We start from the raw sequence: 25,041 nt of genomic DNA, 5'->3' as shown, positions 1-25,041 counted from the left end.
GTCTATTGCAGCGGGCGCGCTCCCCTCGGTCCGCGGACGCGCGCGGCGGGCCGCCCTCGGGCCGGAGACGCGTACGGCCCCCGCGTGGTGGCGGGGGCCGTACGAGGAGCGGATGGCCGTGCCGTCAGCCCAGGTGGACCGAGGCGCCCTCGGTCTTGCGGCCGGCCCGGACGAACAGGGCCAGAGCCGCGGCGAGCAGGGCGACCGCCGTGCTCACGAGGAAGCCGAGGTGCAGGCCGTCCATGAAGGACAGGTGTGAGGCGTCCGCCAGCACCTTCGCGAGGGGGCCGGTCCCCGGCGGGGCGGCGCCGACCGACGCGGCGGCCTCCAGCAGGCCCATCTGCTCGGGCGGCACGGCCGCCGCGGCCGGGCCGAGGTGGCCGGGCAGCACGTCGGCCACCCTGGCGGACACGACCGCGCCGAGGATGGCGGTGCCGAGCGCGCCGCCGACCTGCATGGCGGAGTTCTGCACACCGCCGGCGACACCGCTCAGCTCCTCCGGCGCGTTGCCGACGATGATCTCGGTGGCGCCGACGAACACCGGCGACAGACCGAACGCGAGCAGCACGAACGGGATCGCGGTGTCGGCGAAGGCGGCCTCCACGCTGAGCCGCGACATGAGGAACATCGCGACCGCGCTGATCACCATGCCGCCCGCGATGGTGATCTTCGGGCCGAGCTTGCCGATGAGGACGCCGGCGATGGGCGAGGCGACGATCATGCCGGCGCTCATGGGCAGCATGCGCAGACCGGAGTCGAGCGGCGTGAGCCCGTGCACGCCCTGGAAGAAGAACGTGAGGAAGAACATCGCGCCGAACATCGAGAACGCCATCAGGATCATCAGCACGGTGCCGATCGAGACCGACGCGTTGCGGAACAGGCTGAGCGGCAGCAGCGGCTCACGGACCCTGGACTGCCAGAACACGAACAGCGCGCCGAACACCACGGTGGCGGCCAGGAAGGCGAGGGTGCGCACGTCGCCCCAGCCCCAGCTGGGCGCCTTGATGATGGCCCACACCAGGTCGAACATCGCGACCGACAGCAGCAGGACGCCGAGCCAGTCGACCCTGGACAGCGCCTGCGCCCTGCTCTCCCGCAGGGCCCACAGTCCGAACGCCAGGGCCGCCGCACCGACCGGCACGTTGACGAAGAACACCGACTGCCAGCTCACGTTCTCCACCAGGAGGCCGCCGATGATCGGGCCGCCCGCGCTCGACAGGCCGATGATCGCGCCCCACGCGCCCATGGCCATGTTCAGCCTCTCGGCGGGGAACGCCGACCTGAGCAACGCGAGCGCGGCGGGCTGGAGCAGCGCGCCGAAGAGTCCCTGCAGCACCCGCAGCGCGATCAGCATGCCCACCGAGGACGACAGGCCGATCGCCAGCGAGGTCAGCGCGAAGCCGGCCACGCCGGCGAGGAAGACCCGCTTGTGCCCGAAGAGGTCGCCGAGCTTGCCCGCCGTGATCAGGAAGACCGCGAGCGCGAGCAGGTAACCGCTGGTCACCCATTGCAGGTCCGACAGCGTCGCCTTGAGTTCGACCTGGATCACCGGGTTGGCGATGGCCACGACCGTGCCGTCCAGCATGACCATGATCACGCCGAGCGAGACGGCGAGCAGCGTGAGCCACGGACGTCCCTGGCCCCGTCCTGGAGGCGCGTCCGCGTCCACCGATACGGCTTGTGTCATCGAGGTTCCCCCTAAGCACCACTGAGCAGACCCCTGGCAATTTAGTGTCAGTCCATGACAGATGACAAATCCTTTTATCCGACATACGGTGACATCTGCAGGTTGCTACCGGCAGTTTTCGAGGAGGTGACGCCGTGGGGCTCCGCGAGCGCAAGAAGCAACGCACCCGGGACGCCCTGGTCGACGCGGCCCTCGACCTCTTCCTCACCAGGGGCTACGAGGCGACCACGGTCGAGCAGATCGCCGCCGAGGTGGACGTGTCGTCGAGGACGTTCTTCCGCTACTTCGCCTCGAAGGAGGACGTGGCGCTCTCGCTGACCGCCGAGGAGCAGGAGATGTTCCTCGCCGAACTGGTCACCCGCCCGGAGTCGGAGTCGCCGTTCACGGCGCTGAGTCAGTCGATGCGGGCCATGCTGGGCATCCTACGAGAGCTCGACGAGGTGGAGACGGGCAGGATCGTCAAGGCCCGCCGGCTCATCCACTCCACCCCGTCCCTGCTCGCCGGGGGCATGCGGCTGGTGCGGGAGAGCGAGCGCAGGCTCGTCGCCGAAGTGGCCCGCAGGATGGGACTCCCGCCCGACGACCTCCAGCCGCAGTTCGTCGTGTCGCTGTTCGTCGGCATCGGCCTGATCTGCCTGGACGGGCCGACGGAGGACCTGGGCGACATGGCACGGCGGTACGAGGACCTGCTCACGCTCGCCGAGCGCTCCCTCCGCCCCGGCTGGGACCTGCCCGTACGCCCCGGGACGACCGGAGTCGTTCCGCCTCCGCGCTGAGGGCCCCCGGCAGGAGGACGACTCACAGGAGGACGACGCAGCCGCGCTCACGCAGCGGCCGGACGCAGGCGGGCGCCTCGTCGAACTTGACCCAGCGCAGGTCGAGCTTCTCCAGCAGCGGCAGCTCCGCCAGCCCCGCGGGCAGCGCGGTGAGGCGGGTCGCCCGCAGGTCGAGGTGGGTCAGCCGCGTCAGCCCCACGATGGACCGAGGTAGCCGTTCCAGGGGGTTGCCCCGCAGGTCCAGATGGCGCAGCCCACTCAGCCCTCCGATCGACTCGGGCAGCGCGGTGAGGCGGTTGTTCCTGAGGTGCAGCTCGCGCAGCCCGGTCAGGCGGCCGATCGTCTCCGGCAGCTCGGTGAGCCGGTTGTCGTGCGCGCGCAACTCGTGCAGGGCCGCCATGCCGCCGATCGACGCGGGCAGCTCCGCCAGCCGGTTCTCGGCGAGGTTGAGGTAGCCGAGCCGGTCGAGCCGTCCGAGTGAGGCGGGAACCGTCGTGAGCCCGTTGTCGCTCAGGTAGAGGTAGTCGGTCAGGCCGGGCAGGTCCCCGATCTCCGCCGGCACTTCACGGAGCCGGTTGTGCCCCAGGTCGAGCATGCGCAACGCGCCCAGACGGGCCAGGCCGGGAGGCAGATCGGCGATCTCGTTCTCGGCGAGGTTGAGCGACCGCAGCCGGCTCAGCCGCCACAGCGCGGCGGGCACGGAGGTCAGCGCGTTGCGTCCGAGGCCGAGGTGTTCGAGCGCGGTCAGATTCCCCAGCTCGGGCGGGATGGCCGTGATCCGGTTGCCGTAGAGCCACAGGACCCGCAGGCGTTCCAGCCGCGCGATCCATCCGGGCAGCGACGTGAGCGCGTTCCCGTCGAGGTCGATGTGCCGGAGCGTCTCCACCCCCCGCACGGCGGCCGGCAGGGACGACAGCCCGGCGTCGGCCGCCACCAGGGCGACCGGGACACCGCCGGCGAGCCGCACGGCCTCCTGGGGCGGCCAACCGGGTTCGGGCATGTCCGCGACCCTACCGGCGGCCGCGCGGCCGGTGAACGTTTCATCGGGTCGCGGCGGCCCAGGTGAGGGGGACGGGAAGCGATCGCGCTGGTCCGGCGGCCCATCCCGCCGAACCGGTTCAGTTGCGGCGGGCCCGCCCGGCGGCCACGCCGGTCCGTCTCCTGTACGGTCCCGGGCCGTGCCGCCTATGGTGCCGGAGGCGCTCCCAACGGCGTCGCTCCCCCACCCGAGGTACAGAATGAAGACACGTCTCATCGCCGTGGGCGCGGCACTACTCGCCCTCCTGCTGTCGGTGGCCGCGATGAACCAGACCGCACAGGCCGCGACCGGCCTCCACGTCAGCGGCACGAAAATCGTCGAAGCCAACGGGAACAACTTCGTGATGCGCGGCACCAGCCACGCGCACACCTGGTACGCGAGCCAGACGAGCTCGTTCGCGAACATCAAGTCGCTGGGCGCCAACACCGTGCGCGTCGTGCTGAGCGGCGGCCGCTGGACGGCCAACTCGGCGAGCGACGTCGCCAACGTCATCTCGCTGTGCAAGCAGAACCGGTTAATCTGCGTGCTGGAGAACCACGACACCACCGGGTACGCCGAGCAGAGCGGGGCGTACACGCTCGACCAGGCCGTCGACTACTGGGTCGGCCTGAAGAGCGTGCTGACGGGCCAGGAGAACTACGTCGTCATCAACATCGGCAACGAGCCGTACGGCAACAACAACCCGTCCGCCTGGACCACCGCGACCAAGAACGCGATCGTCCGGATGCGCGCCGCCGGGTTCCAGCACCTGCTCATGGTGGACGCGCCGAACTGGGGCCAGGACTGGCAGTTCGTCATGCGCGACAACGCCGCCTCGGTCTTCGCGAGCGACACCCAGAAGAACACCGTCTTCTCGATCCACATGTACGGCGTCTTCGACACGGCGGCCGAGATCACCGGCTATCTGCAGGCGTTCCAGACCGCGAACCTCCCGCTGGTCATCGGCGAGTTCGGCAACATGCACTCTGACGGCGACCCGGACGAGGACACGATCATGTCCCAGGCCCAGTCGCGGGGCATCGGCTACCTCGGCTGGTCCTGGAGCGGCAACGGCGGCGGCGTCGAGTACCTGGACCAGGTCACGAACTTCAACGTCGGCCAGCTCACCTCCTGGGGCCAGCGGCTGTTCAACGGCGCGAACGGCATCAAGTCGACCGCCAAGGAGGCCACGATCTACAGCGGGCCGCCGGTGAGCCCGTCGGCCAGCCCGTCCGGCTCGCCCAGCACGTCCCCCAGCACCTCCCCGAGCCCGCCCCGCAGCCCCTCCGCGTCGCCCAGCGCGTCCCCGAGCGCGTCTCCGAGCACGTCGCCCAGCGGCAACGGCCGGGGCTGCTCGGCGACGTACCAGGTCACGAACCAGTGGGGCGGCGGCTTCCAGGCCGAGGTGACCGTCAAGGCCGGTTCCGGCGCGATCTCCGGCTGGACCGTCACCTGGACGTACGCCAACGGCCAGACGGTCACCCAGGCGTGGAACGCCGCGGTGACGTCGAGCGGCTCGTCGGTCACGGCGAAGAACGTGAGCTACAACGGCGGCCTCGGCGCCGGAGCGTCCGCCTCGTTCGGCTTCCTCGGCTCCTGGAACGGCGCCAACCCGGTGCCCGCGGTGACCTGCACCGCGAGCTGAGACACGGCGACCCCTGAAAGATCATCGAAGGCCGGGCGCGCTCACCGCGCCCGGCCTGCGCCGTACTGGCCGATCGGGTCCCCGAGAAGGCCGGTGGTCAGTTGAGCAGCGGGTCGTCCGGGAACGTGGCGACCAGGGCGAGATCGCCCTTCTGCCGGCGCAGCACGGTGCGCCACAGCGCGGAGGGGTCGGGGTCGAAGGTGTCCCCCTGCTCCGAGTCGACGACGTACCAGGCGCCCTCCTGCAGTTCGTTCTCCAGCTGCCCCGCCGTCCAGCCCGCGTAGCCCGCGAAGATCCGCATCTGCGAGATCTCCCCGGCCAGGATCTCCGGGGGCGCGTCGAGATCCACCGTGCCGAGGCGCGACACCGCGGCCCTGCCCTGCAGCCGGCGCCAGCCCAGCGGCTCCTCCCCGCTCAGCACGACGGCGAGCGCGAGCGCGCTGTCCGTCTGCACCGGGCCTCCCTCGAACAGCACCGGAGGACCGGTGACCAGGGGGTCCCACGAGGGCAGGACCTGGGTCACCGCGATCTCACTGGGCCGGTTGAGCACCACGCCCAGGGTGCCGCCGTCCTCGTCGTGCTCCAGCACGAGCACGACGCTACGCCGGAAGTTGGGGTCGTCGAGCAGTGGCGTCGCTACTAGCAACCCGCCGACGTAGATCGCCTCCGCCATACATCCCATCATGAGGGAGGAATGCGAATTCGTGTACGTCGCCCCCGGTTTGCCGCGGCATGTGACCCAACGTGACCGGAGCGTCGCCATCGGCGCCGGACGGCGGTCAGGCCTCCGTGAAGCCGCGCGGCCGGCCTCCGGCCGACTCCCGTACGGCCGCCGCCACCGCGTTGGCAACGTCGGGGTGGAAGACGCTGGGGATGATGTAGTTGGGCCCGAGTTCCTCGGCGCTCACCACCGCGGCCAGCGCGCGGGCCGCCGCGAGCAGCATCTCCGGGGTCACGCCGTCCGCCTGCGCGTCGAGGAGCCCGCGGAACACGCCCGGGAACGCCAGCACGTTGTTGATCTGGTTGGGGTAGTCGGACCGGCCGGTCGCCACGACCGCCGCGTGCTCGCGGGCGTCGTCCGGGGAGACCTCGGGCTCGGGGTTGGCCAGCGCGAACACCACCGCGTCCCGCGCCATCGCCGCGACGTCGTCCCCGGTGAGGATTCCGGGGGCGGAGACGCCGATGAAGACGTCGGCGCCCTTGACCGCGCCGCGCAGGTCGCCGCCGTACCCGTCGGCGTTGGTGTGCTCGGCGATCCACCGGAGCGACTCGTCGAGGTCGTCGCGCCCGAGGTGGACCGCGCCCCGGTAGTCGCAGACGACGACGTTGCGCGCCCCGGCGGCCAGCAGCAGGCGCAGCACCGCGGTGCCGGCCGCGCCCGCCCCGGCCATCGCGATCCGCACCTCGGAGATCTCCTTGCGGACCACCTTCAGCGCGTTCGTCAGCGCGGCGAGCACGCAGATGGCGGTGCCGTGCTGGTCGTCGTGGAAGACCGGGATGTCGAGCAGTTCGCGCAGCCGCCGCTCGACCTCGAAGCAGCGCGGCGCGGAGATGTCCTCCAGGTTGATGCCGCCGAACCCCGGCGCGATGGCCCGCACGGCCGCGACGATCTCGTCCACGTCCTGGGTGTCGAGGCAGATGGGCCAGGCGTCGATGCCGGCGAACCGCTTGAACAGGGCGGCCTTGCCCTCCATCACCGGCAGCGCGGCGGCGGGGCCGATGTTGCCGAGCCCGAGGACGGCGGAGCCGTCGGTGACGACCGCGACCGAGTTGCGCTTGATGGTGAGGCGGCGGGCGTCCTCCGGGTTGCGCGCGATCGCCAGGCTGACCCGCGCCACCCCCGGGGTGTAGGCCATCGACAGCTCGTCGCGGTTGCGCAGGGGGACCTTGGACTGCATCTCGATCTTGCCGCCGAGGTGCATGAGGAAGGTGCGGTCGGAGACCTTGTGGATGACCACGTCCTCGACCGCGCCGAGGCTGTCCACGATCGCCTGGACGTGGTCGGCGTCCTTGGCCGCGCACGTCACGTCGATGCGGAGCTTCTCGTGCCCGGCGTTGGTCACGTCGAGGGCGGTCACCACGCCGCCCGCGTTCTCCACCGCGTGGGTCAGCAGGCTGACGGCCTTGCCTCCCGCGGGCACCTCGAGGCGCACAGTGATCGAGTAGGAAACGCTGGGCACTGTGGCCACGTCTATCCGCTCCTTTGCGGGGGTGGTGCCTGGCCGCGCCCGCCCGGCTGCTCCCGTACGCGCGGCCTCCGCGTGGCGGTCACGCTCTCGCACCCCGGCGTGGGCGGCACATGAGTGTTATCCATCGTGCCATCTCCGGCCGGGTGTTTCAGCCCACGCTCCGGGTGCCGCGCGGCGCCGGAACCACGACCGTGTGCGGCGGGAACGGGACGGCGCCGGAACGCCGTCCCGCCGGCCGCTCTCAGAACAGGGCGTTGGCGAGGGCCCTGCGCGACCGTACGACCGAGGGGTCGTCGGCGGGCAGCGCGTCGAACAGCCCGAGCAGGTGCACGCGGACCCGGTCCCTGTCAGCGCCGCGGGTGCGCCGCACGAGCCCGATGAGCCGGTCGAAGGCCTCGTCCACCCGTCCGCTCACCATTTCGAGGTCGGCGGCCTGGAGCTGGAGGTCGACGTCGTCGGAGGCGTCCGCGGCCCGGCCGAGCACGTCGGCCTCGTCGAGGTCCATCGTGCGGCGCAGCAGGCCGACCCCGGCGAGCCCGATCTTCGCGCCCTCGTCCCCCGGCGACCTGGCCAGCAGGCGCTGGTAGGCGGCGGCCGCCGCGTCCAGGTCGCCCTTCTCGACGGCCTGCTCCGCCCGCAGGAGCTCGGGGTCGACCGGCGGCTCGTCCGACTCGTCCGCGGGCGCGGCCGCCTCGACGCCGAGCTGCTCGAACACCTGCGAGAGTGCCTGCCGGAGCTGCGCCTCCGGCAGCGGACCCTCGAACAGGGGCATGAGCTGTCCCTGGAAGGCCAGGTAGACGGTGGGCACCGCGCGCATCCGCAACGCCTGGGCGAGTTGCGGCTCGGCCTCCACGTCGACGCGGGCCAGCAGCCACGCGCCGGCCGCCTCCGCGGCAAGCTTGTCCATCACCCCGCTGAACTGCTGGACCTGCTCGGCTCGGCGCATCGTCGCCTCGACGATCACGGGCACGCTCATCGAGCGCTCCACCACGTCGGCGTTGAAGGTGGCCGAGGTCACCTCGATGACTGCCGCCGAGGCGGCTCCTGACGGACCTGCGGCCTCACGCCGCGCCTGGGCCTCCAGGGCCTGCTTGCGCGCGCCGAGGTCCACGGCGCCGTAGAGCGATCCAGGTCGAGAGAACTCCGCTGCCATACCCCCAATCCTGCCGTACTCTCCCGCGTGATCCGTGCCATCCTCGCTGTCTTCCTCCGCGATCCGGGCGGCCCGGCGCCCGTCATAGGGTGAACGGCGCGGATCGCCGCGTCGAAGGGAGCAGGACATGGCAGTGGAACGCATCGGCCCGCCGAGCGTCGCCGGTGAGCGCGAGATGCTGCGCGCGTTCCTCGACTTCCACCGGGCCACGCTCGCGCTGAAGTGCGAGGGCCTGTCGGACGAGGAGCTGCGCCGCACGTCGATGCCGCCTTCGACGCTCTCGCTGCTCGGCCTGGTCAGGCACATGGCGGAGGTCGAGCGCACGTGGTTCCGGCGTGTGATCGGCAAGGAGGACGTGCCGCTCGTCTGGTCGCCGGAAGGCGACTACCAGGCGGCGTACGACGCGAGCGGGTCAACCGGCGCGGAGGCGTTCGCCGCCTGGCAGGCGGAGGTCGAGCACTCCCGCAGGATCGAGCGGGCGGCCGAGTCGCTCGACGTCACCGCCTACCAGCCCCGGTGGGGCGAGGAGGTGTCGCTGCGGCTCGTGATGCTGCACATGATGCACGAATACGCCCGGCACAACGGCCACGCCGACCTCCTGCGCGAGGGCGTCGACGGGACCGTGGGCGTCTGAGCGTGGGCGTCCGAGCGTGTCCGGAATCGGCTAGAAGGCGGCGGGCTCGGAGTAGGTGCCCCACTCCTCGCGCAGGACGTCGCAGATCTCGCCCAGGGTGGCCTCGGCCCTGACCGCCTCCAGCATCGGCGGGATCATGTTCTCGGCCGACCGCGACGCGCTCCGCAGGGCGGCCAGCGCCGCGTCCACCGCCTGCCGGTCCCGTGCCCCGCGCCGCTCGGCGAGCACCCGGCGCTGCTCGGCCTCGACCTCGTGGCCGATCCGCAGGATCTCCAGCGGCTCCTCCACCGTCGAGGTGTGGCAGTTCACGCCGACGATCCGCTTGTCGCCCTTCTCCAGCTTGCGCTGGTAGTCGAAGGCCGACTCGGCGATCTCCGACATGAACCAGCCGTCCTCGATGCCCCGCAGGATGCCGGCGGTCATCGTGCCGTCGCCGCCCATGTCCCGGATCCTGGCGAAGATCTCCTCCGCCTCCGCCTCCAGCCGGTCGGTCAGCGCCTCCACGTACCAGGAGCCGCCGAGCGGGTCGACCACATTGACGACCTCGGTCTCCTCCATGATCACCTGCTGGGTGCGCAGCGCGATCTCGGCGGCCTTCTCCGACGGCAGCGCGAGCACCTCGTCCAGCGCGTTGGTGTGCAGCGAGTTGGTGCCGCCGAGCACGGCCGCCAGCGCCTCGACGGCCGTACGCACGATGTTGTTGTCCGGCTGCTGCGCGGTCAGCGACACCCCGGCCGTCTGGGTGTGGAAGCGCAGCCACTGCGCCTTCTCCGTCCGGGCGCCGTACACGTCGCGCATCCAGCGGGCCCAGATCCGGCGTGCCGCGCGGAACTTCGCGATCTCCTCGAAGAAGTCGATGTGCGCGTCGAAGAAGAACGACAGCCCCGGGGCGAAGACGTCCACGTCGAGTCCGCGTGACAGGCCGAGCTCGACGTACCCGAACCCGTCGGCGAGCGTGAAGGCCAGCTCCTGCGCGGCCGTGGACCCCGCCTCGCGGATGTGGTAGCCCGACACCGACAGCGGCTTGTACGCGGGGATCTCGGCGGCGCAGAACTCCATGAGGTCGCCGATCAGGCGCAGGTGCGGCTCCGGGGCGAACAGCCACTCCTTCTGCGCGATGTACTCCTTGAAGATGTCGGTCTGGAGGGTGCCGTTCAGCCGCCCGGCCGGCACGCCCTGCCGCTCGGCCGCGACCACGTACATGCAGAAGATCGGTACGGCCGGCCCGCTGATGGTCATCGAGGTGGTCACCTCGCCGAGCGGGATGCCGTCGAACAGCAGGTCCATGTCGAGGGCCGAGTCGACCGCGACGCCGCAGTGGCCCACCTCGCCGAGCGAGCGCGGGTCGTCGGAGTCGCGGCCCATCAGCGTCGGCATGTCGAACGCCACCGACAGGCCGCCGCCCCCGGCGCCGAGGATCATCTTGTAGCGCTCGTTGGTCTGCCGGGCGTTGCCGAACCCCGCGAACTGCCGGATCGTCCAGGGACGGCCGCGGTAGCCGGTGGCGTACAGGCCCCGGGTGAAGGGAAACTCCCCCGGCCACCCGATGCGCCCGAACCGGGGGTCCGCACCGGGCGGGCCGTAGACGGGGTCCACCTCCAGCCCCGACAGGGTCCGGAACTCGCGGTCGCGCTTGAAGGCGGCGTCGTACCGCGCCTGCCAGCGGGCCCGCCCCGCCTCGATCGGCTCATCCGGCTGCATGCGTCCTCCCCGGTCGTCGCTCCTCTCCGAATACTAGGACGTCCTAGTAATTTCGGCCACCACCGCCTGACTCCCCGGTTCCACCAAGGTCACGTCACACGTTGGTCGCGAAATCCAACAGGCCTTTGACAGCGCGCGGAAATCTTCAAATATGGTCACCGCCCTTGAAGGTCCACACGGAGGTGGATGTGAACCGCTTGACAGTCGTCGCCGCGACCGCGGCGATGGTGGCGGCAACCCTTGCCGTACCCGCGCAGGCCGCACCGGCGGCCACGGGATCGGCGACCCAGACCGAGTACGTGGTGTTGTACAAGGAAGGCACGTCCGCGGCGGACGCCCAAAAGGCGATCGAGGCCGCCGGCGGCAGCGTGGTGAAGGTGAACACCCAGGTCGGCGTGGCCACGGTCAGCAGCACGAACGCCGGCTTCGCCAAGGCCCTCGCCGGCGCCGCGGCCATCGAGGGCGTCGCCGCCAACCGGGTGATCGGCAGCGCGCCCGACGACGCCAAGGCGTCCGCCGCCGCGCGGAAGGCCGCCTCGCGGGCCGCCAGGAACCAGGCCGTCGAGAGGGAGGGCCGGGGCGCCAAGGGTCCCAAGTGGGGCCGCAACGTCAAGGACGAGCCGCTCGCCGACCTGCAGTGGGACATGAAGCAGATCCACGCGGACGAGGCGCACAGGTACGAGCAGGGTGACAAGCGCGTCCTCGTCGGCATCCTCGACACCGGCGTCGACGGCTCGCACCCCGACATCGCGCCCAACTTCGACCGGCGGCTGAGCCGCAACTTCACGGTCGACGTGCCCGCGGACGCCAACGGCGACAACATCGACGGGAAGTGCGAGGACGACCCCGACGGGTCCTGCACCGACCCGAACGACGTGGACGAGGACGGCCACGGCACCCACGTCGCCTCGTCGATCGCCTCACCCATCAACAAGCTGGGCATCTCGGGCGTCGCGCCCAAGGTGACGATCGTCAACCTGCGGGCCGGCCAGGACTCGGGCTACTTCTTCCTCCAGCCGACCGTCGACGCCCTCACGTACGCGGGCGACATCGGCGTCGACGTGGTGAACATGAGCTACTACATCGACCCGTGGCTGTTCAACTGCGCCGACAACCCGGCCGACAGCCCCGAGGAGCAGGCTCAGCAGCGGCTCTACATCGCCGCCACCCAGCGGGCGATCGACTACGCCCACGCGCACGGGGTCACGCTGGTCGGCGCGGCCGGCAACGAGGCGATCGACTACACCAAGACCAACGTCGACGCGGTCAGCCCCGACTACGCCAGCTTCCCGGGCCAGGCGGTCAGGACCCGGACCATCCCCGCGTCCTGCGTCTCGCTGCCGGCCGAGGCCGAGCACGTCATCTCGGTGTCCTCCACCGGCATCAGCAAGCGCAAGGCCTACTACTCCAGCTACGGCAACGGCTACATCGACGTGGCCTCGCCCGGCGGCGACGTCTACGACACCCCCGGCAACACGCGGGACGTCAGCAAGGCCACCCTGTCCGCCTACCCGAAGGCGCTGGCCGTGGCCAACGGCGAGATCGACGCGAACGGCGACCCCACCGTCGACTACGTGGTGAAGGACTGCAAGGGCTCGACCTGCGCCTACTACCAGTACCTGCAGGGCACCTCGATGGCCTCGCCGCGCGCGGCCGGCGTCGCGGCGCTGATCGTCAGCCGGTACGGCCGGCATGACCGCGCCCACGGCGGCCTGACCCTGAACCCGGACAGGGTCGAGGCGATCCTCAAGGGGACGGCGACCAAGACGGCCTGCCCGAACCCGCCCGCCTACACCTACACCCGCCACCTGCCGAGCGGCACCACGGCGACCGCCACGCACGTCTGCGAGGGCACCGCCGCCGGCAACGGCTTCTACGGCAAGGGCATCGTCGACGCCCTCCACGCCGTCGGCCACTGACCATCGCCGGCCGGTGGCGCGCCCGTGACACGCGGGCGCGCCACCGGCCCGCCCTTCCGGGCCCCGGCCGCCGGCGGCCGGGGCCCGTCCACGTCAGGGCTCCTGGTCAGGGGCCGGGCCAGGAGACGGGGTCAGGGGCTGAAGTCGCCCGCCGCGACCCGGAGCGTCCGGAGCAGGCCGAACATCTCGCCCAGTTCGGCGTCGTCGTACATGCCCAGGCAGAAACCGGCGTTCATCAGGTCGTCCGTGGCCCGCCGTACGATGTCCCGGCCCTCGTCGGTGATCTCGGCGAGCACCCCGCGGCCGTCGCGCGGGTTGCGCATGCGCCGCACCAGCCCGGCGCGCTCCAGCCGGTCGACCGTGTTGGTGACGCTCGTGGGATGCACCATCAGCCGCTCGCCGATCTTCGACAACGGCAGCGCCCCCGTCCGGCTGAACGTCAGCAGCACGAGCGCCTCGTACCTGGCGAAGGTCAGGTCGTACGGCTTGAGCAGCGTGTCCAGTTGCGCCAGCAGGATCTGATGAGCTCTCATGATCGAAGTCACGGCGGCCATGGCGGACGACGGCCCGAACGTCGCGCGCCAGGTCTCGGCGGCCCGCTCGATCGGGTCGAACGGGAGCTTGAGCGGCCGGGGACCGGCCACGGGCGGTGGCTCTGAGCTGGGCGGAACGGACACAGCGATATACGGTAGCGCGGCGCCGGCCATGATCGGCCGGGGCACCCAGCGTAACCGGACTGATTCCTTGACCCCAGAACTCCTCCCGGCAGGGTCACGCTCCGTTATGGTTGCCACGTCGAAAGGTGAGGCGGCGGCAAACCCGGCGGCACGGGGAGCCCCGTCTGCTACCGGGTGTCACAGGATCTCTCCGCAGGGGAAGCGGCCGGTCATCAGCCGGCCGCCGCGGGCAACGGGATCCGGGACACCGGCCCGGAGCAGGCGAGGCGGGGCCGGCCGGCGGACCAGCGCCACGGGGAACGGCGCGGGGTCGCACACCGCTCACACAGACACGGGGGAGATTCTCAATGGGCAGCACTGCTGTCCCGGCGCCGCATGCGCGCCGGACTTCGACGGCGTGGCCGGGGGCCGCGCCCGGCTGTGGGTGAGCACAGGGGCGGTTCACGCGGAGAGCTGAAACACGGCGTGCTGGTCGCGGGGACCGTGCTGCTCGTGCTCGGGCTCGTCGCCGCGTGGAGCGTCCTGATTCCCGGTTTCATGGACTGGGACGAGATAGTGGCGGCCGTCATCGGCTCGCTGCGGCTGACGGGGCCCGTCGGCGCCGCGTTCGCGGCGTGGGTGGCGCTGCGCAGGCGCCGCGCCGAGCAGGGCCGCGTCCTGACGCCCTGGCGGGCCGCCAGGGCGCCGTTGTCGATCATCGCGGTCGTGACCGGGTCCTTCGGGGCGACCGTCCTGCTGCTCGGCCTGCGCGCCGCGCTGACCGGGCAGGGCGGCGCGCTGCTGCCCGGCGGCCTCGCCATGTCCGTCGCGGGCCTGGGGCTGTACGTGATGGTCGGCTGGATACTGGGCTGGCTCCTGCCGGTCACCGTCGTCCCACTGCTCGCGGCAGCGGGCACGTACGGCGTGTTCACCCTGCTGGCGACGGGGCCCAACTGGGCCGGCCGGCTCATCCCCGCCGCCCGGCAGCCGTACGAGCTGCTCACGGTCGGCGAGACCGCCTACGCGGACCAGGCGCTCTGGCTGGTGGGGCTCAGCGCCGCGCTGTTCCTCGGGTGGGTCGCCCTGGTGACCGGAAGGACGCTGGCGCTGGCCGCCGCGGTGATCGCCGTCCTGGCGGCCGGGACGGGCGCGGCCCGGCTGGTGAGCGAGCCGCGGACCACGCTGGCGAGCGAGCGCTACGCCTGCCAGGAATGGCCCATCACGGTGTGCGTGCGTCCGGCGCTGCGCGCCGGGCTGACCGACCTCGCGGGCATGTTCACCATGCTCGCGGCGCGGCTGGCCGGGACCCCGGCCGCCTTCAAGCGGGTCGAGCAGCGCGCGCCCGGCGAGGACGGGCCGGTGGCGCCGGGCGTCGTGGTCGTCCACCTCGGTGATCTCGGCGCCGGGTACGTCCAGCGGGCCGCCGGCGAGTTCCTCGACGGGCTGGCCCGTCCCTGCTCCGGGGTGGTCGCGGAGGGCTACCGGGCCATCGTCGTCGCCTGGCTGCGCAACGATCCGCTGCCCCCGGGGAACCTGCCCGAGCAGCACGCCGCCGCCCTGTGGTTCTCGGAGCTGACCGATGCCCAGCGGCACGACTGGCTGCGGCTGTTCTACTCCGACTTCGTCTCCTGCGGCCTGCAGGCCAGGCACTTCGGGGGCGGCACCCGGCCCGTGAACCCCGCCGTGACTCCTTATCCCGTCGATCCCACCCCGGCCGGGCACGCCGGCGCGACGCCGTCCGCCGGTGCGACGCCGTCCGCCGGTACGGGGCCCGGGGGCGCGAGTCCCGGCACAGGTCCGGGCAGTGCCGGTTCGGGCAGTGCCGGTTCGGCGGGCCTGGACGGCGCCGCCGACGCGGGGGGTTCCGGCGGGCGGACCCGGCCCGGTGCGGCCGGCGGCCCCGGCGGGGGCCTTCCGCCCGGCTCCTGGAACTCCGAGAGCGCGCGACCGGGGACCTCGGCGGACCCGGCGTCCGGGCGGCATGGACGGGCACACGACGCGGGCCCGGCGGACGAGAGGAGTTCCGGAGGGCGGCGGCCCGGCGATCCGCCGGACCATGCCCCTGGGCACGTCGAGCGTCGCGGCGCCGTGGAACGCGTCCCCGGCCCCGGCCGCGACGCCCCGCGCACGGACGACGGCCCCCGGCGCGACGGCACCGGCACCCGCGACACCAGCAGTCGCGGCACCGGCACCCGTGACACCGGCAGTCGCGACGCCGGGGACTCGCAGGAGGCCCCCCAGGTGACGGACGTGCCCGCCGCCCTCCTGGCGCCCGCCTGATCCAGGGGCGGACAGGCTTCCTGGTTGAGGCGGGCCGAAGACGGGGTTTGGGAGAGCCGAAGACCGGCGAAAAGGAGAATCGATCTTGCCCGGCGTGAGATCGCCGAAATACCGGGAAGATTCCACCCGTGGACCGACAGACACGTCCCTCCTTCGCACCGGCCGACGCCGGCCCCACGGCCGACGCCGCCACCGACGCCACGACGGGCGCCGGGAGACCCGCCCGCCGCCCGGGGCGCGGCTGGCGGGTGCTCGCCGGTCTGCTCCTCGTGATCGCCCTGCTCGTGGTCGGCGCCCGCCTGACCTGGTCCTGGATCGACCCGCTGGGCGATCAGACCATCGACAGGAGCGGGCCCGCGCTGCTGCGGTCGGTGCAGAACCTGAGCCGCTTCGAGGCCGCGACCGGCGAGTTCCAGGTGATCGTCGATCTGGAGAAGGACGCGAAGTTCCTGCCCGACGCGATCAAGGGCAGCCGGACGCTGTTCGTCGGAGCCGGCAGCGTCGACGCGTACGTGGACTTCTCGGGCCTGCCGAAGGACGCGCTCACGGTCTCCCCCGACCGCACGGCGGTGACCGTACGGCTGCCGCACGCCGAGTTGGAGAAGCCGAACCTCGACAACAAGCGGTCGTACGTGTTCGCGCAGGAGCGGGGCATCTTCGACCGCATCTCCGACGTGCTCTCGTCCTCGCCGCAGAACCAGCAGGAGCTCTACGTCCTGGCCGAACGCAAGATCGGCGACGCCGCCGCCGCCAGCGACCTGCGTTCCAGGGCCGACCAGAACACCAAGGCCATGATGGAGGGCATGTTGAAGTCGCTCGGCTTCACCAGCGTCACCATCAAGTACACCGGCGAGCCCTGATCCACGCGGCCCGGCTCCGGCGGGGGTCGCGAGGGAGGCGGCGGGCCGTGCGGCACATCACGGACGCGAGGCACGGCCTGCCAGGTTCGCGGCGGCACGATGCGCGGAGCGCCTGCCTCAGTGCAGCGCGGCGATGAGGTCGTCGGCTGCGGTGTAGGGGTCGGTCCCGGCGTCGAGCAACCGCGCGGCCAGCGCGTCCAGGCGGTCGCCGTGCAGCCCCGCGAAGCGGGAGCGAAGCCTGGCGAGCGCGATGGCCTCGATCTCGTCGCGGGCGCGGGCCAGCCGCCGCCTGCGCCCCTCGCCCGACTCCTCCAGGTATGCCTGGTGCTTGTCGAGCACGGCCATGAGATCGTCGGCGCCCTCCTCCCTGGAGGCGACCGTCGTGACGATCGGGGGTCGCCACGGCGGCTCGGCGAGCCCCGTCATGTTCCGCAGCTCGCGCACCGTCGCCTGGACGCCGTCCCGGTCGGCCTTGTTCACCACCAGGACGTCGGCGACCTCCAGGATGCCCGCCTTCGCGGCCTGCACGCCGTCGCCCATGCCGGGGGCGAGGATGACGACGGTGGTGTCCGCCAGCCGGGCGACGTCCACCTCGGCCTGACCGACGCCGACCGTCTCGACGAGGATCACCTCGCAGCCGGCGGCCTCCAGCACCCGCAGCGCCTGCGGCGTGGCCCACGCGAGCCCGCCCAGGTGGCCCCGGCTGGACATGCTGCGGATGAAGACCTCCGGATCGGTCGCGTGCTCCTGCATCCGCACGCGGTCGCCGAGCAGCGCGCCGCCGGTGAACGGGCTGGACGGGTCGACCGCCAGCACCCCCACCCTGCTGCCCCGCCTGCGGAACGCCCGGATGAGCATGCCCGTCGAGGTCGACTTGCCGACGCCGGGCGCGCCGGTCAGGCCGATCACCCGGGCGGTGTGCGGCCTGGCCGCGCCGGTGGCGAGGTCGGCCATGACCTCGCGCAGGACGTGGTTCGTCCCCCCGGCCTCCGCCCCGCCTCCACCGCCCGGACCGGCGGCGTTCCCGGCCACGTTCTCCGCGACGTTCTCCGCGGCGTTCTCGACGAGTGAGATCAGCCGGGCGACCGCCCTCGGCCGTCCCAGCCGCACCTGGGCGGCCAGCTCCCGGACGTCCACGTTCGCTCCGTTCCCCGGTCAGGCGCCGGGCGCGGGCACCCGGATGATCAGCGCGTCGCCCTGCCCGCCGCCGCCGCACAGGCCGGCCGCGCCGAGGCCGCCGCCGCGCCTGCGCAGCTCGTGGGCCAGGGTGAGCACGATGCGGGCGCCGGACGCGCCGATCGGGTGGCCGAGCGCGATGCCGCCGCCGTTGACGTTGATCTTGTCGAGCGGTACGCCGAGTTCCTTGGCCGACTGCAGCACGACCTGCGCGAACGCCTCGTTGATCTCCAGCAGGTCGAGGTCGTCCACGCCGATCCCCTGCTTGGCCAGCGCCTGGCCGATCGCGTTGGCGGGCTGCGACTGGAGCGAGTTGTCCGGCCCGGCCACGTTGCCGTGCGCGCCGATCTCGGCCAGCCATTCGAGGCCCAGCTCCTCGGCCCTGGCCCGCGACATCACGACCACGGCGACGGCCCCGTCGGAGATCTGCGAGGCGGATCCCGCCGTGATCGTGCCGTCCTCGGTGAACGCCGGCCGCAGTTTCGCCAGGGACTCCGCCGTGGTGTCCGCGCGGATGCCCTCGTCGGCCGAGAACAGGACCGGTTCTCCCCTTCGCTGCGGCAGCGGCACCGGGACGATCTCGTCGTCGAACAGGCCCTTCTCGGTGGCCTCGGCGGCGCGCTGGTGCGAACGCGCGGAGAAGGCGTCCTGCTCCTCGCGGGTCAGGCCGAGCCTCGCGTTGTGACGCTCGGTGGACTCCCCCATCGCGATCTGGTCGAAGGCGTCGGTCAGGCCGTCGTACGCCGTCGAGTCCAGGATCTCGCCGCCGCCGTACTTCACGCCCTTGCGCAGCCCGGGCAGCAGGTGCGGGGCGTTCGTCATCGACTCCATGCCGCCCGCGACGACGACGTCGAACTCGCCCGCGCGGATGAGCTGGTCGGCCAGCGCGATCGCGTCGAGGCCCGACAGGCAGACCTTGTTGATGGTGAGGGAGGGCACGGTCATGGGGATTCCGGCCTTCACCGCGGCCTGGCGGGAGGGGATCTGCCCGGCGCCCGCCTGGAGCACCTGACCCATGATCACGTACTGGACCTGGTCCGGTGAGACACCCGCCCGCTCCAGCGCCGCCCTGATCGCGATTCCGCCCAGTTCGACGGCGGACAGGCCGGACAGTGAGCCGAGAAGGCGTCCGATGGGCGTGCGTGCTCCGGCGACGATGACGGAACCAGACATTTCGAGACCCTCCACTGCGAGATCGGGGGCAACGGTGTCACCATACCCAGGAGTAGTTGGGTCGCCCGGATTCGGGCGCGGCGAAGGGACCTGCGATGCTCCTGCGGATCGACCACGTGGGCGTGGCCTGCAACAACCTCGAAGAGAAGATCGAGTTCTACGAGTCGGTCTTCGGGCTGACCGTGGTCAGCCGGGAGGTGAACGAGGAGCAGGGCGTCCGGGAGGCGATGCTGCACGTCGCCGACGGCGACCAGGGCGCGTCGTACGTCCAGCTTCTCGAACCGCTGCACCCCGACACAGCCGTGGGCAAGTTCCTCGCCAAGCGGGGCGAGGGCGTGCATCATATCGGTTACGGCGTGGCGGACGTCACCAAAGCCCTGGAGGAGATCGGGGCGAAGGGCGTGCGCCTGATCGACCAGCGGCCCAGGCACGGCTCGATGGGAGCCTCGATCGCGTTTCTGCATCCCAAGGACGTGGGCGGGGTTCTCACCGAGCTTGTTGAGTCGTCCAGGCGTTAAGTAAACGCAAGAAACGTTCATACGTAACAAGTCGCGCAGAAAGTCGGAGGGGGCCGCCAACGCGGCAGTACCGGAGTACGCTGGCGTTCATCACCGGACGTGGATGCCAATACCGGCTCCTCGCCTCGGAACCGACCCCCCCGTCCGGCCCCTGTAGCCGTCTCGACAACCAGGATCGAGCCTCATGCAGTCCGACATCGACGCCCAGCTCAACAACTTCTTCGAGGATGCCCCTTCCCGCGAATTCGACGTGGTGCTCCGGGGTTATGACCGGCACCAGGTCCACGACCACCTGAAGACGCTCGACACCGAACTGCGGCAGGCCAAGGAGCAGGTCAGCGGGCTCCAGCGGGAGCTCTCCGACTCCCAGCGCCAGCTACAGGAGCAGGAGCGGCCCACGTACTCGGGTCTCGGCGCCCGCATCGAGCAGCTGCTGCGGCTGGCGGAGGAGCAGGCCACCGAGCTGGTGCAGGCGGCCAGGTCGGAGGCGAACGAGATCCGCGCCGCCGCGAAGGTGGACGCCGCCGACCTGCGGGCCGCGGCGGAGAACGAGGCGGCGGAGAAGCGGGCGCTGGCCGCTCGCGAGGCCGAGGAGATGCGCAGCACCGCTGAGCGCGATGCCGAGGAGATCCGTTCCACCGCACGGCGCGAGTCCGACGAGCTGACCGCGACGACCGAGCGCGAGGTGGCCAAGATCCGGGCCACCGCCGACCACGAGGTCGCGGAGAAGCGGGCCGACGCCGAGCGGGAGATCGCCAAGCTGCGCACCACGACCGAGCGCGAGGTGGCCCAGCTGCGGGCCTCCACCAAGCGCGAGCGCGACGAGGTGCTCACCACGGCGAAGCGCCAGGCGGACGAGATGCGGGCGCAGGCGCAGCGGATCCTCGAGGAGTCGGAGGCCAAGCGGGCCCAGGACGAGGCGGAGTTCGAGATCCAGCTCGCCGCCCGCCGCGAGGACGCCGAGCGCCAGGAGGCCGAGCGGCACGCCACCGCCCAGGCCAACACGCAGAAGCTGGTCGCCGAGGCCGAGCAGCGCGCCGCCACCGCCGAGCAGCGCGCCGCCAAGGCCACGCAGCAGGCCGAGCAGACCCGCCGCGAGGCCGACACCCACGCCAAGCAGCTGCTGGCCAACGCGCGCAAGAACGCCGACCAGCTCGTGGCCGAGGCCAAGACCAGCGCCGACACAATAGTGACCGACGCCAAGAACGAGGCCGAGCGCACCCGTACGGCGATGCAGCGCCAGGTGGACGAGCTGACCCGCCAGCGCGACAGCATCACCAGCCACCTCGCGCAGCTCCGCCAGCTGCTCGGCGGCGCTCCGCTGCCGGGCATGGACGCGGCGGAGCCGGCGCCGGTCGCCGCCGCTCCGGCGAAGCCGGCCCTCTCGGCCGCTCCGCCCATCGCGGACAAGCCGGCCGTTTCCGCCGCTCCGGCGGAGCCGATCAGCTCTGCGAAGAGCGACGACGACTCGGAGTGGTGGCAGGAGTAGATCACCGGCACATTCGGGGGAGTCGACGACGGCCGCGCGACGGCCAGGTGACAGTGACGGCTAAGCGAACGGGGCCCGGCGGACACCGCCGGGCCCCGTTCCGCGTGTCCGGGCTCCACGTAACCGGACACCGGGTGACCGGACACCGTGTGACCCGGCTCCACACGACCGGGCTCCGCGTGACCGGACACCGCGTGACCCGGCTCCACACGACCGGGCTCCGCGTGACCGGACTCCCGGGTTCCGGTTGAGCAGACTTCCGGTTGACGGGTGAGCAGACCTACGCCTGATCAGACGGCGATCAGGGCGCGAGGGATTTCACGAACTCCGCGACCACGCGGTTGAACGCCTCTGGCTGCTCGATGGCCGACAGGTGGCCCGCCTTCTCGATGACGGCGAGCCGCGCGTCCGGGACGGCCTCCGCCATCGCCCGCGCGTCCGCGAGCGGCGAGATCTCGTCCTCGTCGCCCACCACGACCAGCGCGGGCACCGCCAGGGACCGGAGCGTGCCGAACGCGTCAGGCCGGGCGGCCATCGCCCGCTGGGCCCAGGCGACCGCCGCGGGAGGCGCCGCCTGCATGAGACCGCGGACCCTCCCCAGGACCATCCCCCTGCGCTCCCTGGTGGTCGCGCCGACCAGCGTGGGCAGCCCATCGAGCAGGACGCCCGTGTCGCCCGCCAGGACGGCGGCGGCGATCCGCTCCCGGTTGGCCCGCACCGGCTCCGGGTCGGCCTGCGCCTTGGTGTCGGCGAGGATCACCCCGAGCACCCGGCCGGGGTGGCGGCGGCACAGCGCCATGGTCACGTAGCCGCCCATCGACTGGCCGCCGACCACCGCGCGGTCGACGCCCTCCAGGTCGAGCAGCCGCACCACGTCGTCGGCCATCGCGTCGACCGAGGGCTCGTCGTCGCCGAGGAGCGTGCCGCCGAAGCCGCGCAGGTCGGGAGTGATCACCCGGCAGAGGGGCGCCAGGCCCTCCCGCTGGGCGAGCCACATCGCCGACGACAGCGGAAACGCGTGGAGCAGGACGACAGGCAGGCCGCTTCCTGCGGATCGCGAGTAGAGCTGCATCAGCTCACGGTAACGCGCGGCACACCTCCGGCCGCCCTTCGTCACCGATTCGCGACCTGGCGCGCGCGTGCGCCGCGTACGGACGGCGGGCGCACGCGCGGGCGTCGGGTCACACGGTGGTGGGCAGGGGCGCGGCGGCGGGGTTCAGGCGCTTGACGATCTCGTCGAGCACGACGCGCACGTACGGCTCGCCGACCCACAGGTGCTTGGCTCCCTCGACGCCGATGACCTCGGCCTGCGGTGCCGCGGCGAACCGCAGCGCGGCCTCCTCGGGGCGCAGGTAGTCGTCGAACTCCGGGACCAGGGCGACCAGCGGGCGGCCGAACTCTCCCCAGGCGGCGACGTCCTCGTCCCCGGCCCGCTTCAGCGGCGGCGACAGCAGGATCGCCCCCCGCACGAGCGGGTCGCGGCCCCAGCGCAACGCGAGCTCGGTGCCGAAGGACCAGCCGAGCAGCCACGGGTTCGGCAGGTCGTGGAAGTCGGCGTACTCCAGGGCGGCGGCCACGTCCCACCGCTCCCCCTCTCCCCCGTCGAACGCCCCCTGCGAGGTGCCCCGGTCGGAGGTCGTGCCGCGCGTGTTGAAACGCAGCACGGCGATGCCGGCGAGCGCGGGCAGCCGGTACGACGCCTTGCGCAGCACGTGGCTGTCCATCATGCCGCCGTGGGTGGGCAGGGGGTGCAGGCAGACCAGCGTGGCCACCGGCGGGCCGGTCTCGGGCATCGCCAGCTCGCCGACGAGGGTCAGCCCGTCCGCCGTGTGCAGCTCGATGTCCTCGCGCCGGGCAGGCAGCACCGTGGAGGCCCTGATGTCCATTCCCACCTCGTATACGTCGTGTCAGTAGCGACTGCGGCCCGGGCCGCGGTTGACCCGGTTGCGCCAGCACGCGGTGTGCCAGTGCCGCCGCTCGTCCTCGCCCCCGGACCACGCCGGCCAGCTCACCACGTGCGGCAGCCCCGGCCTGATCTCCTGCTCGCAGCCGGGACACCGGTAGGCCTTGCCCTGGGTGACGCCGGAGACGTTGCGGACGACCCATTCCCCGTCCGGCGCGCTCTCCACGCGGTCCACGCCCGGAACCGAAGCGCCGACCGGTCGTGCCGCGCGGCCGTCCGGGCGTTCGAACGGGCCGCGGCGGCGGGCACGGCGGGGGCTCACGGCGGGCGTCCTTCCGGGGCGTTCATGTCAGGCGGAACGGGAGATCTCACTCCATTCTTCCAGCACCGGTTCACGCGCGTACGCCGGGATGCTCGTCGCGTCGGTCACGCCGGGACGACCGGGCGACGGCGCGGACACGTCGCGCCCCGGCGGACGGTGCCGCAGAACGGCTCCGGCCCTCCGGAAGCCCGATAGGGTTGGCGCTCATGCGGCTGGTCATCGCGCGGTGCAGCGTCGATTACGTGGGGCGGTTGACGGCTCACCTTCCCATGGCGCCCCGGCTCATCCTGATGAAGGCGGACGGCAGCGTGTCCATCCACGCCGACGACCGGGCGTTCAAGCCTCTGAACTGGATGAACCCGCCCTGCAAGGTCCGCGAGGAGACGATCGACGGTGTGCTCACCTGGTCGGTGGTGCACGGCAAGACCGGCGAGAAGCTGGTGCTGACCATCGAGGAGGTCCTGCACGACTCCAGCCACGAACTGGGCATCGATCCGGGGCTGCGCAAGGACGGCGTCGAGGCGCACCTGCAGGAACTGCTGGCCGAGCACATCACCACGCTCGGGGACGGCTGGACGCTGGTGCGCCGGGAGTACATGACCGCCATCGGGCCGGTGGACATCCTCTGCCGCGACCACCTTGGCGGCGCGGTGGCCGTGGAGATCAAGCGGCGCGGCGACATCGACGGCGTGGAGCAGCTCACCCGCTATCTCGAACTGCTCAATCGCGACCCGCGTCTGGCACCGGTGAAAGGGATCTTCGCCGCCCAGGAGATCAAACCGCAGGCACGCGTGCTCGCCACCGACCGCGGCATCGACTGCGTCACGCTCGACTACGACGCCCTGCGCGGCATCGAGCCGGAGAACCCCACTCTTTTCTAGATACTTTCCAGAGACTTCGCGAAGACCGGCGAAGCCGGCGTCACGTTCCTCCAGCTCCACACCCCGTCTCGCCACGGGCCTGACCGGCCCAGGTGAGACGGGTGATCGACGTGCGGCGGGCCCGGTCCCGGCGCGTCCCCGGGACGGCACGCGGCGGGTCACGGCTGCCGCTCGCCGCGGGGATGACGACCGCCTCGCCCCCGAACGGTCCGAAATCGCAGATGCAATTGCATCTGTACCGGTTCACACCTATTGCTAATAGTCGTGAGGATTGATGCTTATGTCAAGCCATTCGGCCGGTTTAGCATGTTCCCAAATCAGCTAATTCCCAGCACTTCCACTAAAAGGATCTTGCGTTCATAATGGGGAGTTCTGGGGGACTAGGAGAGCGCGAGGTGAAGAGTGGCGGGAAGGGACTATCGGGGGATGTCGGCTGCCGAAAGGCTGGCAGACAGGCGGGAACGGCTCATATCAGCCGCTTACTCCTTGTTCGCACACCCCGGCTTCCACTCCACCACCATCGAGCGGCTCTGCGCGACCGCGCGTATCTCGAACCGCGCCTTCTACGAATGCTTCTCCAGTCGCGAGGACCTGATGCGGGCGGTTTATGACCGGTGCATCGAGGAGACTCTGACCTCGGTGGGCGAGGCCATCGAGAAGGCCCCGCCCACGCTCGACGACCGCATCGTCGCGGGCATCGCCGAGTACGTCCGCTTCGTCACCGCGGACGTGCGGCGCGCCCGGGTGATGCACCTGGAGGTACGGCGCGCCGGCAACGTGCTGAGCGGCGCCAGGCAGCAGGCCGTTGCAGCCTTCACGAAAATCATCGAAAGCTCGGCGCGGGGCGCGGGCCGTACGCCTCCCCTGGACCTTCACCTGCTGGCGCTCGGGCTCATCGGCGCCATCACCGAGTTGCTCATCGAGTGGGTGCTGACCGACCCGGCTCCGCCCACGGACGAGCTCGTCGAGACCTGCGTGTTCATCTTCCGCCGGACCTTCGCCGCGGACGGATCCCAGGCGGCCTCCGCTTACTGAGGCGGCGGACGGCGGCTACGCTGAGC

Annotated in this window: 22 protein-coding genes; 10 read left to right on the top strand and 12 right to left on the bottom strand. The window is 71.7% G+C overall.

Annotated features, from left to right (window positions below; genetic code table 11):
* Positions 1-124: 124 nt before the first annotated feature.
* Positions 125-1,687 carry a DHA2 family efflux MFS transporter permease subunit gene (locus HHX40_RS26295; RefSeq protein WP_182882726.1) on the bottom strand — a complete coding sequence of 521 codons (1,563 nt, stop codon included), beginning with the start codon at positions 1,685-1,687 and terminating at the stop codon, positions 125-127.
* Positions 1,688-1,821: 134 nt separating this feature from the next.
* On the opposite strand from HHX40_RS26295, the gene HHX40_RS37145 reads away from it, so the two are divergent.
* Positions 1,822-2,463: a TetR family transcriptional regulator gene (locus HHX40_RS37145; RefSeq protein WP_182882725.1), complete on the top strand. Its 642-nt coding sequence runs from the start codon at positions 1,822-1,824 to the stop codon at positions 2,461-2,463.
* A 22-nt stretch (positions 2,464-2,485) separates the two neighbouring features.
* On the opposite strand, the gene HHX40_RS26285 is transcribed toward HHX40_RS37145, so the two are convergent.
* A complete protein-coding gene (locus HHX40_RS26285) occupies positions 2,486-3,463 on the bottom strand; it encodes a leucine-rich repeat domain-containing protein (RefSeq protein ID WP_182882724.1) in 978 nt (325 codons plus the stop codon).
* Positions 3,464-3,701: 238 nt separating this feature from the next.
* On the opposite strand from HHX40_RS26285, the gene HHX40_RS26280 reads away from it, so the two are divergent.
* The gene (locus HHX40_RS26280) at positions 3,702-5,126 is read left to right on the top strand and encodes a cellulase family glycosylhydrolase (RefSeq protein WP_182882723.1); all 1,425 of its coding nucleotides are present in this window, start codon (positions 3,702-3,704) and stop codon (positions 5,124-5,126) included.
* Positions 5,127-5,223: 97 nt separating this feature from the next.
* Here the strand turns inward: HHX40_RS26280 and HHX40_RS26275 are convergent, their stop codons facing one another.
* The 3 genes from HHX40_RS26275 to HHX40_RS26265 all read right to left on the bottom strand — a co-directional run bounded on the left by HHX40_RS26275 (position 5,224) and on the right by HHX40_RS26265 (position 8,468).
* Positions 5,224-5,799: a YqgE/AlgH family protein gene (locus tag HHX40_RS26275; RefSeq protein ID WP_117409087.1), complete on the bottom strand. Its 576-nt coding sequence runs from the start codon at positions 5,797-5,799 to the stop codon at positions 5,224-5,226.
* A gap of 106 nt (positions 5,800-5,905) precedes the next feature.
* A complete protein-coding gene (locus HHX40_RS26270) occupies positions 5,906-7,315 on the bottom strand; it encodes an NAD-dependent malic enzyme (RefSeq protein WP_182876656.1) in 1,410 nt (469 codons plus the stop codon).
* Between the two features lie 241 nt (positions 7,316-7,556).
* Positions 7,557-8,468, bottom strand: coding sequence for a tetratricopeptide repeat protein (locus HHX40_RS26265; RefSeq protein WP_182882722.1), 912 nt, complete (start codon positions 8,466-8,468; stop codon positions 7,557-7,559).
* 127 nt (positions 8,469-8,595) lie between these two features.
* Between HHX40_RS26265 and HHX40_RS26260 the strand changes: the two genes are divergently transcribed.
* Positions 8,596-9,102, top strand: coding sequence for a DinB family protein (locus tag HHX40_RS26260; RefSeq protein ID WP_182876658.1), 507 nt, complete (start codon positions 8,596-8,598; stop codon positions 9,100-9,102).
* Between the two features lie 30 nt (positions 9,103-9,132).
* Here HHX40_RS26260 and HHX40_RS26255 read toward each other — a convergent pair whose 3' ends face one another.
* Complete coding sequence (locus HHX40_RS26255) at positions 9,133-10,803, bottom strand: acyl-CoA mutase large subunit family protein (RefSeq protein ID WP_182882721.1); 1,671 nt, start codon at positions 10,801-10,803, stop codon at positions 9,133-9,135.
* A gap of 188 nt (positions 10,804-10,991) precedes the next feature.
* Here HHX40_RS26255 and HHX40_RS26250 point away from each other — a divergent pair, with 188 nt between their 5' ends.
* A complete protein-coding gene (locus HHX40_RS26250) occupies positions 10,992-12,722 on the top strand; it encodes a S8 family serine peptidase (RefSeq protein ID WP_310738286.1) in 1,731 nt (576 codons plus the stop codon).
* A 131-nt stretch (positions 12,723-12,853) separates the two neighbouring features.
* Here the strand turns inward: HHX40_RS26250 and HHX40_RS26245 are convergent, their stop codons facing one another.
* Entirely contained in the window at positions 12,854-13,399 is a 546-nt protein-coding gene (locus HHX40_RS26245) for a MarR family transcriptional regulator (RefSeq protein WP_244302225.1), read from the bottom strand.
* Between the two features lie 420 nt (positions 13,400-13,819).
* Between HHX40_RS26245 and HHX40_RS26240 the strand changes: the two genes are divergently transcribed.
* Positions 13,820-15,658: a hypothetical protein gene (locus HHX40_RS26240; protein ID WP_182882720.1), complete on the top strand. Its 1,839-nt coding sequence runs from the start codon at positions 13,820-13,822 to the stop codon at positions 15,656-15,658.
* Between the two features lie 128 nt (positions 15,659-15,786).
* A complete protein-coding gene (locus HHX40_RS26235) occupies positions 15,787-16,518 on the top strand; it encodes a DUF4230 domain-containing protein (protein WP_310738285.1) in 732 nt (243 codons plus the stop codon).
* A gap of 117 nt (positions 16,519-16,635) precedes the next feature.
* On the opposite strand, the gene meaB is transcribed toward HHX40_RS26235, so the two are convergent.
* Positions 16,636-17,655 (bottom strand): methylmalonyl Co-A mutase-associated GTPase MeaB, encoded by a 1,020-nt coding sequence (gene meaB / locus HHX40_RS26230; protein WP_182882719.1) that lies wholly within the window; start codon positions 17,653-17,655, stop codon positions 16,636-16,638.
* 18 nt (positions 17,656-17,673) lie between these two features.
* Positions 17,674-18,867 carry an acetyl-CoA C-acetyltransferase gene (locus HHX40_RS26225; protein WP_182882718.1) on the bottom strand — a complete coding sequence of 398 codons (1,194 nt, stop codon included), beginning with the start codon at positions 18,865-18,867 and terminating at the stop codon, positions 17,674-17,676.
* Positions 18,868-18,962: 95 nt separating this feature from the next.
* Here HHX40_RS26225 and mce point away from each other — a divergent pair, with 95 nt between their 5' ends.
* Together mce and HHX40_RS26215 are read left to right on the top strand one after the other, a co-directional pair.
* On the top strand, positions 18,963-19,385 hold the full coding sequence (gene mce / locus HHX40_RS26220) for a methylmalonyl-CoA epimerase (protein ID WP_182882717.1): 423 nt from the start codon (positions 18,963-18,965) through the stop codon (positions 19,383-19,385).
* Positions 19,386-19,569: 184 nt separating this feature from the next.
* Positions 19,570-20,874, top strand: coding sequence for a DivIVA domain-containing protein (locus HHX40_RS26215; protein WP_117409055.1), 1,305 nt, complete (start codon positions 19,570-19,572; stop codon positions 20,872-20,874).
* A 301-nt stretch (positions 20,875-21,175) separates the two neighbouring features.
* Here HHX40_RS26215 and HHX40_RS26210 read toward each other — a convergent pair whose 3' ends face one another.
* The 3 genes from HHX40_RS26210 to HHX40_RS26200 form a co-directional block, all read right to left on the bottom strand.
* Positions 21,176-21,946 (bottom strand): alpha/beta fold hydrolase, encoded by a 771-nt coding sequence (locus HHX40_RS26210; protein ID WP_182882716.1) that lies wholly within the window; start codon positions 21,944-21,946, stop codon positions 21,176-21,178.
* Positions 21,947-22,055: 109 nt separating this feature from the next.
* The gene (locus HHX40_RS26205; protein ID WP_138462205.1) at positions 22,056-22,760 is read right to left on the bottom strand and encodes an alpha/beta hydrolase; all 705 of its coding nucleotides are present in this window, start codon (positions 22,758-22,760) and stop codon (positions 22,056-22,058) included.
* Positions 22,761-22,781: 21 nt separating this feature from the next.
* On the bottom strand, positions 22,782-23,099 hold the full coding sequence (locus HHX40_RS26200; RefSeq protein WP_117409058.1) for an ATP/GTP-binding protein: 318 nt from the start codon (positions 23,097-23,099) through the stop codon (positions 22,782-22,784).
* Positions 23,100-23,305: 206 nt separating this feature from the next.
* Here HHX40_RS26200 and nucS point away from each other — a divergent pair, with 206 nt between their 5' ends.
* Complete coding sequence (gene nucS / locus HHX40_RS26195) at positions 23,306-23,980, top strand: endonuclease NucS (protein WP_117409059.1); 675 nt, start codon at positions 23,306-23,308, stop codon at positions 23,978-23,980.
* A gap of 426 nt (positions 23,981-24,406) precedes the next feature.
* Positions 24,407-25,015: a TetR/AcrR family transcriptional regulator gene (locus tag HHX40_RS26190; RefSeq protein ID WP_117409060.1), complete on the top strand. Its 609-nt coding sequence runs from the start codon at positions 24,407-24,409 to the stop codon at positions 25,013-25,015.
* Positions 25,016-25,041 lie beyond the last annotated feature (26 nt).

Origin of the sequence: Microbispora sp. H10949, assembly GCF_014161435.1 — a bacterium.
Classification (GTDB): domain Bacteria; phylum Actinomycetota; class Actinomycetes; order Streptosporangiales; family Streptosporangiaceae; genus Microbispora; species Microbispora triticiradicis.
The sequence above is the reverse complement of the archived record's forward strand: the minus strand, read 5'-3'. Positions and strand labels throughout refer to the sequence as shown.